Source organism: Cupriavidus sp. KK10 (assembly GCF_018223725.1).
GTDB lineage: Bacteria > Pseudomonadota > Gammaproteobacteria > Burkholderiales > Burkholderiaceae > Cupriavidus > Cupriavidus necator.
Window position 1 is genome coordinate 2,435,449 of record NZ_CP073677.1, and the last position, 15,948, is coordinate 2,451,396.

Consider the following 15,948-nt stretch of genomic DNA (forward strand, 5'->3'; position numbering starts at 1 on the left):
ACCCCGGTCAGGTTCAGTGCGCCTTGAAGTAATCGAACGGTTCCTTGCAGTCGCCGCAGCGGTACAGGGCCTTGCAGGCGGTCGAGCCGAACTGGCTGACCAGCCGCGTGTGCCGCGAGCCGCAGTGCGGGCAGGCCACCACCAGCGCAGGCGCCACCTTGCGGCTGATGCCGCTGATGTCGATCACCTGCTGGGCCGGCGGCGCAATGCCGTAGCCGCCCAGGCTGGCCTTGCCGCGCGGCGTCATCCAGTCGGTGGTCCAGGCCGGAGCCAGCTGCGTCCGCACGCGCACGCTGGCGATGCCCTGCGCGGCCAGCGTGCGCTCGATCTCCTCCCGGATCACGGTCATGGCCGGGCAGCCGGAGTACGTCGGGGTGATGGTGACGACGCAGGCGTCGTCCTCCCATGCCACGTCGCGCACGATGCCGAGATCCACCACCGAGATCACCGGGATCTCGGGATCGGGCACCGTATCGAGCCAGGTCCAGACCTGCCCGATGGCCGGGCGTGCGATGGCTTGCGCAGTCACGGCGTTCACCAGCTGGCGCCCGGATAGGCGCGCTGCAGGAATTGCATTTCGGCCAGCAGGTAGCCGAGGTGTTCGGTATGGCGGCCGTGGCGGCCGCCGCTCTGCGACCACGTCCCGGCAGGCAATTGCAGCGTGGCTTCTTCCAGCACTGCGGCCACGTGGCGCTGCCACGGTTCGGCCAGTGATGCGGGGTCGGGCACCGCGCCGTCCTGCACCAGCGCGACGTCGCCCGCGTCGGACTCGAACAGCTCACCGCTGAACATCCACAGGTCGTCGAAGGCATCCTGCATGCGGCGGTGGCTCTCTTCGCTGCCGTCGCCCAGGCGCACCACCAGGTCGGCGCTGCGGCGCACGTGATAGGTCACTTCCTTGAGCGACTTGGCGGCGATCTCCGCGATGCGGGCATCGGTCGAGCGCTGCAGCCCGTCGAGCAGGAAGTAGTGCCAGGTTTCGAACAGGAACTGCCGCGCCAGCGTATCGGCATAGCTGCCGTTAGGCTGCTCCGCAAGCAGCAGGTTGCGGAACTGGTGCGCGTCGCGCAGGTAGGCCAGCTGGTCGGCGGTGCGGCCGGCGCCCTCCACTTCCGCGGCGTAGCCCAGCCACAGCCGGGTCTGGCCGATCAGGTCGAGCGCGACATTGGTCAGCGCGATGTCCTCTTCCAGCGCCGGGCCGCGGCCGCACCATTCCGACAGGCGCTGGCCGAGGACCAGCGTGGAATCGCCGAGGCGCAGCAGGTATTCGAGCTTGTGGTTGTCCATCATGCGGGCCGTATCAGATGTGCTTGACGGCTTCCGGCATCGGGAAGAACGTCGGGTGGCGGTAGACCTTGCTGTTGGCCGGCTCGAACAGCGGGCCCTTGTCGCCGGGGCTGCTGGCGACCACGTCGCCGGCCTTCACCACCCAGACGCTGACGCCTTCGTTGCGGCGCGTGTAGACGTCGCGCGCGTTGTTGATCGCCATTTCGCCGTCCGGCGCGTGCAGGCTGCCCACGTGCTTGTGGGCCAGGCCGTGCTGGCTGCGGATAAAGATCTCCCAAAGCGGCCACTCTTTCATGGCAACCTCCTGTGTCATTGCGTTGGATGGATGGCGGCGCCGCGCGCCGCGGTGTCAGGCGGCGGCCCGCTGCGCCTGCTTGTCGGCGTGGGTCACCAGGGCATCGCGGAACCACGCGCCCTCTTCCCAGGCCTTGACGCGGGTGCGCAGGCGGTCGCGGTTGCACGGGCCGTTGCCCTGGATGACGTTGTAGAACTCGGACCAGTCGATCTCGCCGAAGTCATAGTGGCCGCGCTCCTCGTTCCACTTCAGCTCGGGATCGGGAATGACCAAACCCAGGTACTCGGCCTGCGGCACGGTCTGGTCCACCATCTTCTGGCGCAGCTCGTCGTTGGAGAACAGCTTGATGCGCCATTGCATGGATTGCGCGCTGTTGGGCGAATCGCCGTCGGACGGGCCGAACATCATCAACGCCGGCCACCACCAGCGGTTCAGCGCGTCCTGCGCCATCTGCTTCTGCTCGGGCGTGCCGTTGCACAACGACAGCAGGATGTCGTAGCCCTGGCGCTGGTGGAACGACTCTTCCTTGCACACGCGCACCATGGCGCGCGCATACGGGCCGAACGAGCAGCGGCACAGCGGCACCTGGTTGATGATGGCCGAGCCGTCGACCAGCCAGCCGATCATGCCGATATCGGCCCAGCTCAGCGTCGGGTAGTTGAAGATGCTGGAATACTTGGCCTTGCCGGTGTGCAGGTCGCCCAGCATCTGGTCGCGCGATACGCCCAGCGTCTCGGCCGCGCTGTAGAGATACAGGCCATGGCCGGCCTCATCCTGGATCTTGGCCAGCAAGACTGCCTTGCGCTCTAGCGTCGGCGCGCGGGTGACCCAGTTGCCTTCCGGCAGCTGGCCCACGATTTCCGAATGCGCATGCTGTGAGATCTGGCGGACCAGGGTCTTGCGATAGGCCTCGGGCATCCAGTCCTTGGCCTCGATCTTGATCCCGGCATCCACGCGCGCCTGGAACTCGCGTTCCTGCGGCTCCATTTCTTCCATGGCGCGAAGCCTCGTCGCTCCTGTCTCCACCAGCTGTGCGTACATCCTTTGCTCCGCTCTTGGTTGCTCTGAATCGGGGTCTTGACCTGCATCAACATCGTCAGTTGCAACGGATGGTAGTGATACAATTTGATTCAATCAATCGGCGTTTGTGTATCACTTAAAGGGGCAGGCCAATGGCAACGTCAGGCACCGATCCGGTTTCTCCGCGCGTGGCGCGGCTGGCACGCGGGCTGAAGCTGGGCGCCAATTCCATGCTGGTGACCTTGTTCGGCGATGTGGTGGCGCCGCGGCCCCAGGCCATCTGGCTGGGCAGCCTGATCCGGCTGGCGGCGCCGTTTGGCATCAATGACCGGCTGGTGCGAACCGCCACCTTCCGCCTTACCGCCGACGACTGGCTGGCCGCTACCAGGATCGGGCGGCGCAGCTACTACGGGCTGTCAGACGCCGGTTTGCAGCGTGTACTGCACGCCGGCAAGCGCATCTACGCCGGTGAGGCATCCGAATGGGACGGCCGCTGGACCCTGGTGATGGTGCGCGGTGACGTACGCGCCACGGTCCGGCAGAAGCTGAAGCGGGAATTGCTGTGGGAGGGCTTCGGCGCCATTGCGCCAGGGGTGATGGCCCACCCCAATGCGGATCTCGCCTCGCTGCGCGAAATCATCCAGGCCGCGCGCGCGCAGGACGATGTGGCGGTGATGGAGGCAAGCAGCCTCGAGGCGTTTTCCATCCGGCCACTGCAGGCGCTGATGCACCAGACCTTCAAGCTCGGCGACGTGGCCGCTGCCTGGCAGGCACTGCTGCGCCGCTTTACGCCGCTGGCCGAAGAGCCGGCCGGGCTTGCTCCGGCCGATGCCTTCTTCGTGCGGACGCTGCTGGTGCATGAATACCGGCGCGTGCTGCTGCGCGACCCCAACCTGCCTGAAGCGATGCTGCCGCAAGACTGGCCCGGCCGCACCGCGCGCGGCTTGTGCCACACCCTGTATGGGGCGTTGATCGACGCCAGCGAAGACTACCTGCACCGCGTGGTGGAAGCGGCGGACGGTTCGCTGCAGGATGCCAACCGGAGCCTGCGCCTGCGCTTTGGGCCCGGCGCGCAGGCGGCCGGCGGCAATTAGCCGGGCATCGGGGGAATCCCGGCTGCGAGACTGTGCACGGAATCACCCGTCCTTGAAGAGGAAGCTGTAGGCGTTCAGCGCCGGCACCCCGCCCAGGTGAGCAAAGAGGACTTTCGATCCTTGCGGAAACTCGCCGCGACGGACCATGTCGATCATGCCCTGCATGGACTTGCCCTCATAGACCGGGTCGGTCATCATGCCTTCCAGCCTGGCGCTGAGGCGGATGGCTTCCAGGGTGCCCGCCGAAGGCAGGCCGTATTCGGGGCCGCCATAGCGGGTGTCCAGCACCACGTCCGCTTCAGTGATGTCGCGGCCGAGGCCGACCAGCTCCGCGGTATGGCGTGCGATGCGCAGGATCTGCGCGCGCGTCGGTTCCGGCCTGGCCGATGCATCGATGCCGATGACCCGGTCCGCACGGCCGTCGGCAGCGAATCCCACCACCATGCCCGCCTGGGTGCTGCCGGTGACCGAGCAGACGACGATGTAGTCGAAGCTGAAGCCGAGCTCGGCTTCCTGCTCCCGGACTTCCTCGGCGAACCCTACGTAGCCGAGACCGCCGAGCGGGTGCTCCGAGCAGCCTGCCGGAATCGGGTAGGGCTTGCCGCCCGCCTTGCGCACGCTCTCCATGGCATCTTCCCAGCTTGGGCGAATGCCGATGTCAAACCCTTCGCTGACCAGGCGCACGTCGGCCCCCATGATGCGCGACATCTGGATGTTGCCCACGCGGTCATAGACCGCGTCTGAGTAGTTGACCCAGTTCTCCTGCACCAGCACGCACTTCAGCCCCAGGTGGGCCGCGATGGCGGCAACCTGGCGCGTGTGGTTCGACTGGATCCCGCCGATCGAGACCAGCGTATCGGCGCCCTGCGCCAGGACGTCGGGAATGACGTATTCGAGCTTGCGCGTCTTGTTGCCGCCAAAGGCAAGGCCGCTGTTGCAGTCCTCGCGCTTGGCATAGAGCTCGACCTTGCCACCCAGGCTTTCGCTCAGCCGCGATAGCGGATGGATCGGCGTCGGGCCGAAGGTCAGGGAATGACGCGGAAATTGCTTCAGGTTCATGACTGGCTCCAGGTTGTGGTTGGCATGCGGGCGCCCGGCAGCCGCAAAGCCCGGCATTCGCACGGAAGCTGCGCGACGCCGCATCTGGAATCATCATAAGAACGCTGGGACGAAAGGTGCTTGCAAAGATCTGCGAGTTCTTGCACGATAAAAAGGCCGGAAGCACCAGAAAATTCTCTTTATTCCGTAGAAATGGCCACATCCAGAATAAAATTTCGTACGAAATCCGAGACCTCCCCGCAGCCCGCGCCGGTGCTGGATCGCACGGACAAGGCCATCCTCCGCGCCTTGCAGCGCGATGCATCCATCTCCAACCTGGCCCTGGCGGCCAAGGTCAGCCTCAGCCCGCCCGCATGCCTGCGCCGCGTGGAACGCCTGAAGGCGGATGGCCTGATCCGCGGCGTCGTGGCGCTGCTGAACCCGGCTCCCCTGGACGCGGGGATGCTGGTCATCATCGGGGTCGTGCTGGACAGGTCCACGCCCGAGTCGTTCGCCGCCTTTGAGAAAGCGGCGCAGAAGGTGTCAGGCTGCATGGAATGCCATGAAGTCACCGGCGAGTTCGACTACATCATGATGCTCAGGACGAAGGACAGCGAGAGCTTCAACCGCCTCCACGCGGAGCAGTTGCTCTATCTGCCGGGCGTGCGGCAGATTCGCTCGTTCATGGTGCTCAAGCAGGTGCTGTCGACGACGCAGTTTCCGATTTGAGGATCGGGCTGGATCCGGCTGCGCGGACGAAGAGAGGAGACAGGGGGAAATTCGGGGGCCTGGGGCGAAGCAGAACCCCCGGCTCCGTTGCTGCCGGGGTTCCATCCGGCCAGCCCCTTGAATGTTGGGGCTGGCGCTAAGTCCATCGCTCAGAATGAGCGCGGCAGGCCCAGGACGTGTTCGGCGACGAAGGAGTAGATCAGGTTGGTGGAGATCGGTGCCACCTGGTACAGCCGCGTTTCCCGGAACTTGCGCTCCACGTCGTATTCGCAGGCAAAGCCAAAGCCGCCGTGGAACTGCAGGCAGGCGTTGCCGGCCTCCCAGCTGGCCTTGGCCGCCAGGTACTTGGCCATGTTGGCCTGGGCCCCCATGGGCTCGTGCTTGTCAAACAGTTCGCAGGCTTTCCAGCGCATCAGGTTCGCCGCTTCCAGTTCGATAAAGGACTCGGCAATCGGGAACTGGACGCCCTGGTTCTGGCCGATGGGGCGGCCGAAGACCTCGCGTTCCTTGACGTACTTGGTGACGCGGTCGATGAACCAATAGCCGTCGCCGATGCACTCGGCCGCGATCAGCGTGCGCTCGGCGTTCAGGCCATCGAGGATGTACTTGAAGCCCTTGCCCTCTTCACCGATCAGGTTTTCCTCGGGGATTTCCAAGTCCTCGAAGAACAGTTCATTGGTCTCGTGGTTGACCATATTGGGGATGGGGCGCACGGTCAGGCCCTTCTTCTGCGCCTCGTGCAGGTCCACCATGAAGATCGACATCCCTTCGCTCTTCTTCTTCACCTCGGCCAGCGGCGTGGTGCGCGCCAGCAGGATCATGAAGTCGCTGTGCTGGACGCGGCTGATCCAGACTTTCTGGCCGTTGATGACGTAGCGTCCGTCTTTCTTGACCGCCGAGGTCTTGATCTTGGTGGTGTCCGTGCCGGTGGTGGGCTCGGTCACGCCCATGGACTGCAGGCGCCATTCCCCCGAGGCAATCTTCGGCAGGTACTTGTCCTTCTGTGCCTTGGAGCCGTGCCGCAGCAGCGTGCCCATGTTGTACATCTGCCCGTGGCAGGCGCCGGAGTTGCCGCCGCAGCGGTTGATCTCTTCCATGATGACCGAGGCTTCGGTCAGGCCCAGGCCGGAACCACCGTATTCCTGCGGAATCAGCGCCGCCAGCCAGCCCGCCGCGGTCAGCGCATTGACCATGGCCTCGGGATAGGCGCGCTGCTCGTCCACCTTGCGGAAGTACTCATCGGGAAACTCCGCGCAAAGCGCGCGGATGGCGTCGCGGATTTCTTGGAAGTTGTTCGATTGGGTCTGTTCGATCATGGCGCTTGGCTTGCGTTCGGTCTGTGGCGGACGGCCGCCTCCTTGTGATAGCCGCAATAGTCGCGGCGTTCGGCCAGTTGGACAATCAGCCTTTCCGAAAGCGCGCCTTCCACCGGGGTTAAGTCCCGGCGACGGTCAAGGCCTTTCGCTTTCGCCAAAGTCCGCCATTGGCATTGTCAAATAGCGCAAACCCCGCTTTGGAGACATGCTCCGGGCTATCTGGCGCATGCGCCGACTGACCGCTGCCCCGTGGACATGCACACCCTCGCCTCCCGCCTGAAAGCCCTGATCCGCCCCGGAGACCATATCTGGTGGGGGCAGGCCACCGCCGAGCCGCTGACGCTGACGCGCGCGCTGGTGGAACACCGCCACGCCATCGCCCAGGGCGGACGGCTCAGTGTCTTTGTCGGCATCGGGCAGTCAGACACCCTGCAGCCGGCCCAGGCCGACGTGCTCGACTTCTTCGGCTACGCCGCCAGCGGTCCGCACCGGCAACTGGCCAGGGCCGGCGTGCTGGACATCGTGCCCAGCCACTATTCGCACCTGCCCGGGCTGATCCGCCAGGGCACGCTTCGGGCGGACGTGGTGCTGGTGCAGGTCTCGCCCGCCGACGAGCAGGGGCGCCACAGCCTGGGGGCGGTGCATGAATACCTCCCCGCGGCGCTCGACCGCGCCCGCGTCATCATCGCCGAGGTGAACCCGGAGGTGCCGTGGACCCACGGCAGCCGCTACCTGACCGCGGACGATATCGACCTGCAGGTCGAAGCGCTGCACCCGCCCATCAGCCTTGACCGCAGCGCGCCCGGGCCGGCCGAACAGGCGATTGCACGCCACATCGCCGGCTGGGTGGAGGATGGCGCCACCCTGCAGATGGGCATCGGCAACCTCCCTGAGGCCGTGGTGGCTGCGCTGCATGACCACCGCGACCTGGGGCTGCACAGTGGCGCGATCGGCGACGGCATTGCGGCACTGGCCGAAGCTGGGGTGCTGACCAACGCACGCAAGAGCATCGATACGGGCGTGGGCATTGCCGGCATCCTGATGGGCAGCGAACGGCTGCGGCGCTGGGCGCACCGCAATCCGCAACTGCAGCTGCGCGAGACCGCCTATACCCATCACCCCGAGGTGCTGGCCAGCGTCGACAAGCTGACCGCTATCAACTCCGCCATCGAGGTCGACCTCACCGGCCAGGTGAACGCCGAAGTCGCCGCCGGCGTCTATGTCGGCGCCGTCGGCGGTGCCGTGGACTTCCTGCGCGGCGCCGCGCGCAGCCGCGGCGGCCTGCCCATCGTCGCGCTGCCGGCGACCGCCAAGGGCGCGAGCCGCATCGTGGCGCAGTTGTCCGGCCCGGTCAGCACGCCCCGCTCGGATGCGGGCCTGATCGTCACCGAGCACGGCGTGGCCGACCTGCGCGGCCAGACGCTGTCGCAGCGCGTGCGCCGCATGCTGGACATTGCCGCCCCCGAACACCGCGAGGACCTGGAGCACCAGGCCCACGCCATGCTGCGCCAGTGTGGCGCGGCCTTCGTGGCCCTTCCCGGGCACACGCTGACCGACTGACTTATTTGCTCACCCCAACACAGAGTTCCAAGGAGACTTCCATGCGCAGAGCTGCAATCGTCACTCCCCTCCGCACGCCCGTCGGCACCTTCGGCGGCAGCCTGCGCCCGGTGCCCGTGGAGGAGCTGGCCGCCACCGCCGTGCGCGCCGTGGTGGAACGCAGCGGCATCGATCCCGCGCGTATCGATGACGTGGTCTTTGCCCAGTCCTACGCCAACAGCGAAGTGCCCTGCGTCGGCCGCTGGGCCGCGCTGCAGGCCGGCCTGCCGGTCGAAGTGCCGGGCATGCAGCTGGACCGCCGCTGCGGCGGCGGCCTGCAGGCCATTGTCACGGCCTCGATGATGGTGCAAAGCGGCGCCGCCGACGTGGTGATCGCGGGCGGCGTCGAGAGCATGAGCAATATCGAGTACTACACCACCGACATGCGCTGGGGCGCGCGCTCGGGCAATGTGCGCTTCTTCGACCGCCTCGACCGCGGCCGTGAACGCTCCCAGCCGGTCGAGCGCTTCGGCAAGATCTCCGGGATGATCGAGACGGCCGAGAACCTGGCGCGCGACTACGGCATCAGCCGCGAAGCGGCCGATGTCTTCGCCGCCCGCAGCCACGCACGCGCCGCGGCAGCCTGGGAGGCCGGCCGCTTCGATGCCGAGGTCGTCCCCGTGCAGGTGCCCCAGCGCAAGGGCGATCCGGTGCGGTTCGCGCGCGACGAAGGTTTCCGCCCGGAAACCACGCGTGAAAGCCTGGGCAAGCTGCGCACGCTGATGCCGAACGGTACCGTCACCGCCGGCAACGCCAGCCAGCAGAACGACGCCTCGGCCGCGTGCCTGATCGTGGCCGAAGACAAGCTGGCCGAATTGGGCCTCACCCCCATGGCCTCGCTGGTGGGCTGGGCGGCGGCTGGCTGCGAGCCCTCGCACATGGGCATCGGCCCGGTGCCCGCGGTGAAGAAGCTGCTGGCGCGCCTGAACCTGACGCTGGACCGGATGGACCTGGTCGAGCTGAACGAAGCCTTCGCCTGCCAGGTGCTGGCCGTGCTCAAGGGCTGGGAATGGCATGACCAGGACGCGATCGAGCAGAAGCTCAACGTGAACGGCTCGGGCATCTCGCTTGGCCATCCGATCGGCGCCACCGGCGTGCGCATCCTGGCCACGCTGCTGCACGAACTGCAGCGCCGCGGCGGCCGCTATGGCCTGGAAACCATGTGCATCGGCGGCGGCCAGGGTATTGCCGCGGTCTTCGAACGCTACTGAGAAAACCCACTGCATTCGCCGTACAGCCCCCGTGCGCGACGGCGGGGGCTGCGCCCGCCTTTTGCCTTTTGCTTTTCGGCTTTTGCCATCGGCTCTTTGCTTTACGTAGGAGAAGTATGTTGATTTCCATCTCACGCCGTCACGCCATGCTGGCCGCCCTGGCCCTGTGCGGCGCAACTCTGGCCACTCCCCCTGCCTCGGCGCAGCCCAACGGCCAGCCGGTGCGCCTCGTGGTCGGCTACGCGGCCGGCGGCCCTGCCGACCAGGCCGCGCGCCTGTTTGCGGTGGCGTTGGGCAAGGCGCTCAACGCCAACGTCATCGTCGACAACAAGCCCGGCGCCAATGCCACGCTGGCCGGCTATGAAGTGGTCCGCGCCAAGCCCGATGGCGCCACGCTGTGGTTCGCCGCCAGCGCGGCGCTGACGGTCGCGCCCAACATCATGAAGAGCCTGCCGTACGACCCGGCGAAGGACCTCGCCCCGGTGGCACCGGTGGCGCGCTATTACAACATGCTGGTGGCCAACGTCAAAGAGCCGTTCAAGGGCACCCAGGACCTGGTTGCCTACGCCAAGGCGCATCCCGGCAAGCTCAGCTACGGCTCTTCGGGCGTGGGTAGCTCCAACCACGTCGCCATGGCCTTGTTCGCCCGGCAGGCACAGGTCGAGCTGAACCATATTCCCTACAAGGGCAATGCCCCGGCCATGACCGACACCATCGGCGGCCAGATCGACGTGATGTTCGACATCATCAGCACCGCCAGCGGCTATGTGCAGAGCGGCAAGGTCAAGCCCATCGCCGTGGGCTCGCCCAAGCGCAGCGCATCGCTGCCCGGCGTGCCCACCTTCCGCGAATCCGGGATTGCCGGCCTCAAGGACTATGAAGCCGGCGGCTGGTACGCCATCTACGCCCCCAAGGGCGTAACCCCCGAGCAGACCCAGAAGCTGGCTGCGGCAGTGCGGCAGGCCGTGGAAGACGCGGAGCTCAGGAAGCGCTATGCCGAACTGGGCTACGAACAGTGGAGCGGCACCACGCAGGACGTCGTGAACACCGCCGCGCGCGAGCGCACGCAGTGGGCCAGCGTGCTCAAGGGCGTGACGCTGGACTGATGGCCCCGCCACCCTCGAACCGACACCGACCCGACATCCAGGAAGAACTGACATGATCCGCGATAACGACATCCTCGAAGCCCTGCTCGACAGCGTGCGCCGCTTTGTGCGCGAACGCCTGGTTCCCGCCGAGGCGCTGGTCGCCGAGACCGACGAAATCCCGCAGGACATCGTGCAGGACATGCGCGAGATGGGCCTGTTCGGCATGACCATCCCCGAGCGTTTTGGCGGCCTGGAGCTGACCATGGAAGAGGAGGTGCGCGTGGTCATGGAGCTGTGCCAGACCTCGCCGGCCTTCCGCTCGCTGCTGGGCACCACCGTGGGCATCGGCTCGCAGGGCATCCTGATGGACGGCACGCCGGAGCAGCAGGCCGCGTGGCTGCCCCGCCTGGCCACCGGCGAGATCCTGGCCTCCTTTGCCCTGACCGAACCGGAAGCCGGCTCGGACGCCGGTTCGCTGCGCACCACCGCGGTCAGGGATGGCGACCACTACGTGGTCAACGGCACCAAGCGCTTTATCACCAATGCGCCGCAGGCCGGCATGTTCACGCTGATGGCGCGTACCAACCCTGAAATCAAGGGCTCGGCCGGCGTCTCTGCATTTATCGTCGATGCCAAGACACCGGGCATCAGCTTCGGCAAGCGCGACGTGAAGATGGGGCAGAAAGGCGCGCACACCTGTGACGTGATCTTCGACAACGTGCGCGTACCGGCGGCCAACCTGATCGGCCTGAAGGAAGGCCAGGGCTTCAAGACGGCGATGAAGGTGCTCGACAAGGGCCGGCTGCACATTGCGGCGGTCAGCGTCGGGGTGGCCAGGCGCGTGCTGCGCGACGCGCTGAACTACGCACTGGAGCGCCAGCAGTTCGGCCAGCCGATCTGCGAGTTCCAGCTGATCCAGGCCATGCTGGCGGACAGCCAGGCCGAGCTTTATGCCGCCGAATGTATGGTGATCGACGCCGCGCGCCGCCGCGACGAAGGCAAGAACGTCTCCACCGAGGCCTCGTGCTGCAAGATGTTCGCCACCGAGATGGTGGGCCGCGTGGCGGACCGCGCGGTGCAGATCCTTGGCGGTTCCGGCTACATTTCCGAGTTCGGCATCGAGCGCTTCTACCGCGATGTGCGCCTGTTCCGCCTGTATGAGGGCACCACGCAGATCCAGCAGGTCATCATTGCGCGCAACATGATCCGTGAAGCCCGCGGCGCGTAAGAACCGCGCCCCGTTCCAGGACGCCTGACCCAAGCCCACGCGCAACGCTGCCCGCCCCCAGGATAGGCAGCCTGCCTTGAGACCGCCTGACCTGACATGACAGATTCCACCGCTACGCCGGCCACTGGCCTTCCTCCCCCCTCCCCCCGCACCGGCGCCCTGAGCCACCTGCGGGTGCTTGACCTCTCGCGCGTGCTAGCCGGGCCGTGGTCCACCCAGAACCTGGCGGACATGGGCGCCGACGTGATCAAGATCGAGAAGCCCGGCGAAGGCGACGATACGCGCCACTGGGGGCCACCGTTCCTCGCTGACGAGGCCGGCGCGCCGACCCGGCAGGCTTGCTATTTCACCGCCGCCAACCGCAACAAGCGCTCGGTCACGGTGGACATGGCCACGCCGGAGGGGCAGGAGCTGATCCGCGAACTGGCCCGGCAGAGCGATGTGGTGGTGGAGAACTTCAAGACCGGCGGCCTCAAGCGCTACGGGCTGGACTATGACAGCCTGAGCGCGCTCAACCCGCGCCTGATCTATTGCTCGGTCACGGGGTTTGGCCACACCGGTCCCTACGCGGCGCGGCCCGGCTACGATCTGCTGATCCAGGCCATGAGCGGCCTGATGAGCATCACTGGCCACGCCGACGGCGAGCCCGGCGGCGGCCCGATGAAGGTGGGCGTGGCCGTGATCGACCTGTTCACCGGCATGTATGCCACCACCGCGATCCTGAGCGCGCTGGAAGCACGCCATTTCACCGGCCGCGGCCAGCATATCGACATCGCCCTGCTGGATGTGGCGATGGCAGTGCTGGCCAACCAGGGCGCGGGCTTCCTGAACGCCGGCGACGTGCCCCGGCGCCAGGGCAATATCCACCCCAGCGTGGTGCCCTACCAGGACTTCCCGACCGCCGACGGCAATATGCTGCTGGCCATCGGCAACGACGGGCAGTTCGCACGCTTCTGCGACGCCGCGGGCGTGGACTGGGCGCGCGACGAACGCTATGCCACCAACACCGGCCGCGTCAACAACCGCAAGACGCTGATCGCAATGATGATGGAGCTCACGCGCACCCGGTCAACGGCGGAATGGGTCACGCTGCTGGAAGCCAATTCCGTGCCTTGCGGCCCCATCAACAACATCGCCCAGGCCCACGCCGACCCACATGTGCAGCACCGTGGCCTGCGCGTCGAGCAAGAGCGCTATCCGGGAGCCCAGCCGCCCGCAGGCGAGTCCGTGAACCAGGTGGTCACCGCGGCCAGCCCGCTGCGCCTGTCGGAGACGCCCCCGACGCTGCGCTATGCCCCGCCCGCCCTGGGCCAGCACACCGACGAGGTGCTGCGCGAGTACCTGAAGCTGAGCCCGCAGCAACTGGAAGCACTGCGCGCCAGGCGCGTGGTGTAAGCGGCCAGGCGGCTTTCGGCAGGCAAGAAATCCGCCTTTGCCGATTACCGATTGCACCGTGCAACGGGCACACATACACTGGCGCCGTTCGGCTGGCACGCCGCCTTGCCGAACGGTTTTTCCAGCACAAGGATTCCCGCGAGATGCCACCGGACCGAGACACCCCACCACGGATCAGCGATATCCCACGCCACTGGGCCGCCGAGACCCCCGGCCATGTGGCCGTCTTCGAGGAAGGTCGGACCACCACCTATGCGCAGCTGTGGGCGGGCATCGAGGATGCGCAGCGCTACCTGCAAGCGCAGGGCGTCGGCACCGGCGATCGGGTGCTGATCACGGCCGAGAACTGCCTGGCAGTGATCACGCTGGTGTTCGCCTTGTCAGAACTGGGCGCGTGGCCGGTCGTCGTCAACGCCCGCCTGTCGGAGCGGGAAATCGAGGTGATCCGCGCCCACTGCCAGCCGCGCCTGATGCTGTTCACCCACGCGGTGTCGCCCGATGCCCTGCGGCACGGCGTGCGCTACCGGGCCAGGGAGATTGCCCCGGCCGGCCTCGGCCCGCTGATGGCAGGCGCTGTCGACGAGGCCGGCGAGCGCGAGCCTGAAGCGCTGGCGCGTGACGTCGCCGCGTTGATCTATACCTCAGGCACCACCGGACAGCCCAAGGGGGTGATGGTTACCCACCGGGGCCTGCTGCACTTTGCGCGGGTCACGGTGGCGTCACGCCGCATGCAGGCAGACGACTGCGCCTATGCAGTCATGCCCATGTCGCATATCTTCGGCTTGGGGACGCTGCTGGTCTCGACCCTGCAGGCCGGCGCCAGCCTGTACCTGAGCGCGCGCTTCAATGCCGCGGACGTCACCGCTGCGATCCGGCAGGGTGCGATCACGCTGCTGCAGGGCGTGCCGACGATGTTCAACCGCATCCTCGCCCATGTGCGGGCAACGGGAGCGCCCCTGCAGCCTTCGTCGCGGCTGCGCTATCTCTACACCGGCGGCGGGCCGCTTGATCCGACGCTCAAGCACGACGTCGAGGCGATGTTCGGCCAGCCGCTGCACCATGGCTACGGCATGACCGAATATGCGGGGTCGCTGTTTGTGACCCGCATGGACCGGCCGCGCACCGACTGCTCGGCGGGCGAGATCGTCGAAGGCGCAGAACTGCGGGTGGTTGGGCCGGAGGGCAAGCCGATACCGCAGGGGGAACCCGGCGAGCTATGGATCAGGGGGCCCGGCGTGATGCGCGGCTACTACCGCGCACCGGACCTGAGCGCCGAGGCCCTGCGGCCCGACGGCTGGCTCAACACCGGCGACATCGGCCGGCTGGACCCCGACGGCGCGCTGTTCATCGTCGGCCGCACCAAGGACCTGATCATCCGCTCGGGCTTCAATGTCTACCCGATCGAAGTCGAATCGGTCATCAACACGCATCCGTCCGTGCGCGTGTCGGCCGTCATCGGACATCCCACCGTGGACGGCAACGAGGAAGTGATCGCCTTCGTCGAGATCAGGGATGGCGAGAAATTCGACGCGCAGGCCCTGCACGACTACCTGGTCGACCGCCTGTCGCCGTACAAGCGCCCGGAGCGGATCCTGCGCGTGGCCTCGATCCCCACCACGGCCAGCGGCAAGCTACTGAAGCACCAGCTTCGACAGATGCTGGCGGACAAGCCCTAGTCCTGGCGCCCCAGGCCGTCCTCGACCAGCAGGTCCACCAGCTTGCGCGCAAACAGCGGCAAGGCGCCGAGGTCGGCCACGCATACCTGCAGCTTGCGCTCGGCCCATTCATCGTTGAGCTGGACGATGCGCAGCGCCATCGTCTTCGCATGGCGGCTGGCGGTAGTCTCCGGCAACACGCCGACGCCGACATTGGCCTCGATCATCCGGCACGCGGTCTCGAAGTTGCTGACCTGCACGCGCCAGCGCAGCGTGCGCTGCAGGTCGGCCGCGGCCCGCATCAGGAAATTGTGGATCGCGCTGGCCTCGGGCAGACCGATGAAGTCATAGTCCAGCGTATCGATGAAATCCACGCTGCCGCGCTCGGCCAGCGGATGGCTCAGCGCGGTGGCCAGCACCAGGCGGTCGCGCCGGTAAGGCATCACCTCCAGCCCTTCCGTGCGCACGTTGCCGGCAATGATGCCGATGTCCACCATACCCTCCTGCACCGCGCGCACGATATCCGGGCTCAGGCGCTCGTGCATGTCGATGGTCACGTCCGGATGGCTGACGAGATAAGTGCGCAGCACCGCCGGCAGGAACTCGCTCATTGCGGTGGTGTTGGCGAACACGCGCACATGGCCTTTCACGCCCGCCGCGTATTCCTGCAGATCGCCGCTCAGCTGCTCCAGCTGGCGCAGCACGCGGCGCGCATGGGCGAGCAGGGTCTCCCCCGCCCCGGTCACCTTCACGCCCTGGCTGCTGCGGCTCAGCAGCTTGACGCCGACGTGTTCCTCGAGGTTCTTGATGCGCGTGCTGGCCGCGGCCAGCGACAGGTGTGAGCGTTGCGCACCGCCGGTCAGGCTCTGGGCCTCCGCAATATGCGTGAACAGTTTCAGGTCGACCAGATCAAAGCGCATGACATCATTCCGCAGCGTAGGGCCGGATTATCTCGCAAAGCGCGGCGCTCAGTACACTCTGGCGGGCGCAATT

Annotated in this window: 15 protein-coding genes; 8 read left to right on the top strand and 7 right to left on the bottom strand. The window is 66.9% G+C overall.

Features of this window, described 5'->3' with window-relative positions:
• Nucleotides 1–13: 13 nt before the first annotated feature.
• Genes paaD through paaA form a run of 4 tightly spaced genes read right to left on the bottom strand, consistent with a single transcriptional unit; the run spans nt 14 to nt 2,623 of the window.
• Nucleotides 14–538, bottom strand: coding sequence for a 1,2-phenylacetyl-CoA epoxidase subunit PaaD (gene paaD, locus KB879_RS11695; protein WP_371827401.1), 525 nt, complete (start codon nt 536–538; stop codon nt 14–16).
• Nucleotides 535–1,290: a 1,2-phenylacetyl-CoA epoxidase subunit PaaC gene (paaC, locus tag KB879_RS11700; protein WP_211981378.1), complete on the bottom strand. Its 756-nt coding sequence runs from the start codon at nt 1,288–1,290 to the stop codon at nt 535–537. Before paaC ends, paaD begins: the two co-directional genes overlap by 4 nt.
• 10 nt (nt 1,291–1,300) lie before the next feature.
• Nucleotides 1,301–1,582: a 1,2-phenylacetyl-CoA epoxidase subunit PaaB gene (gene paaB / locus KB879_RS11705; protein WP_010809321.1), complete on the bottom strand. Its 282-nt coding sequence runs from the start codon at nt 1,580–1,582 to the stop codon at nt 1,301–1,303.
• Between the two features lie 54 nt (nt 1,583–1,636).
• On the bottom strand, nt 1,637–2,623 hold the full coding sequence (gene paaA, locus KB879_RS11710) for a 1,2-phenylacetyl-CoA epoxidase subunit PaaA (RefSeq protein ID WP_013952980.1): 987 nt from the start codon (nt 2,621–2,623) through the stop codon (nt 1,637–1,639).
• A gap of 131 nt (nt 2,624–2,754) precedes the next feature.
• Between paaA and paaX the strand changes: the two genes are divergently transcribed.
• Nucleotides 2,755–3,696 carry a phenylacetic acid degradation operon negative regulatory protein PaaX gene (gene paaX / locus KB879_RS11715; RefSeq protein ID WP_153954018.1) on the top strand — a complete coding sequence of 314 codons (942 nt, stop codon included), beginning with the start codon at nt 2,755–2,757 and terminating at the stop codon, nt 3,694–3,696.
• Between the two features lie 42 nt (nt 3,697–3,738).
• Here the strand turns inward: paaX and KB879_RS11720 are convergent, their stop codons facing one another.
• Nucleotides 3,739–4,755, bottom strand: a complete 1,017-nt coding sequence (locus KB879_RS11720; RefSeq protein WP_013952982.1) for a 1-aminocyclopropane-1-carboxylate deaminase — start codon at nt 4,753–4,755, stop codon at nt 3,739–3,741.
• A 192-nt stretch (nt 4,756–4,947) separates the two neighbouring features.
• Here KB879_RS11720 and KB879_RS11725 point away from each other — a divergent pair, with 192 nt between their 5' ends.
• Nucleotides 4,948–5,463, top strand: a complete 516-nt coding sequence (locus KB879_RS11725) for an Lrp/AsnC family transcriptional regulator (RefSeq protein WP_013952983.1) — start codon at nt 4,948–4,950, stop codon at nt 5,461–5,463.
• Nucleotides 5,464–5,612: 149 nt separating this feature from the next.
• Here the strand turns inward: KB879_RS11725 and KB879_RS11730 are convergent, their stop codons facing one another.
• A complete protein-coding gene (locus KB879_RS11730) occupies nt 5,613–6,779 on the bottom strand; it encodes an acyl-CoA dehydrogenase family protein (protein WP_211981379.1) in 1,167 nt (388 codons plus the stop codon).
• Nucleotides 6,780–7,034: 255 nt separating this feature from the next.
• Between KB879_RS11730 and KB879_RS11735 the strand changes: the two genes are divergently transcribed.
• The 6 genes from KB879_RS11735 to KB879_RS11760 all read left to right on the top strand — a co-directional run bounded on the left by KB879_RS11735 (nt 7,035) and on the right by KB879_RS11760 (nt 14,976).
• Entirely contained in the window at nt 7,035–8,339 is a 1,305-nt protein-coding gene (locus KB879_RS11735) for an acetyl-CoA hydrolase/transferase family protein (RefSeq protein WP_211981380.1), read from the top strand.
• 41 nt (nt 8,340–8,380) lie between these two features.
• Entirely contained in the window at nt 8,381–9,589 is a 1,209-nt protein-coding gene (locus KB879_RS11740) for an acetyl-CoA C-acetyltransferase (protein ID WP_013952986.1), read from the top strand.
• 116 nt (nt 9,590–9,705) lie between these two features.
• A complete protein-coding gene (locus KB879_RS11745) occupies nt 9,706–10,695 on the top strand; it encodes a Bug family tripartite tricarboxylate transporter substrate binding protein (protein ID WP_371827402.1) in 990 nt (329 codons plus the stop codon).
• Nucleotides 10,696–10,747: 52 nt separating this feature from the next.
• The gene (locus KB879_RS11750) at nt 10,748–11,905 is read left to right on the top strand and encodes an acyl-CoA dehydrogenase family protein (RefSeq protein WP_013952988.1); all 1,158 of its coding nucleotides are present in this window, start codon (nt 10,748–10,750) and stop codon (nt 11,903–11,905) included.
• A 96-nt stretch (nt 11,906–12,001) separates the two neighbouring features.
• A complete protein-coding gene (locus KB879_RS11755; protein ID WP_013952989.1) occupies nt 12,002–13,300 on the top strand; it encodes a CaiB/BaiF CoA-transferase family protein in 1,299 nt (432 codons plus the stop codon).
• Nucleotides 13,301–13,443: 143 nt separating this feature from the next.
• The gene (locus KB879_RS11760) at nt 13,444–14,976 is read left to right on the top strand and encodes a class I adenylate-forming enzyme family protein (RefSeq protein ID WP_211981381.1); all 1,533 of its coding nucleotides are present in this window, start codon (nt 13,444–13,446) and stop codon (nt 14,974–14,976) included.
• Here KB879_RS11760 and KB879_RS11765 read toward each other — a convergent pair.
• Nucleotides 14,973–15,875: a LysR substrate-binding domain-containing protein gene (locus KB879_RS11765; protein ID WP_013952991.1), complete on the bottom strand. Its 903-nt coding sequence runs from the start codon at nt 15,873–15,875 to the stop codon at nt 14,973–14,975. The two genes, KB879_RS11760 and KB879_RS11765, sit on opposite strands and share 4 nt — an antisense overlap.
• Nucleotides 15,876–15,948: the final 73 nt, after the last annotated feature.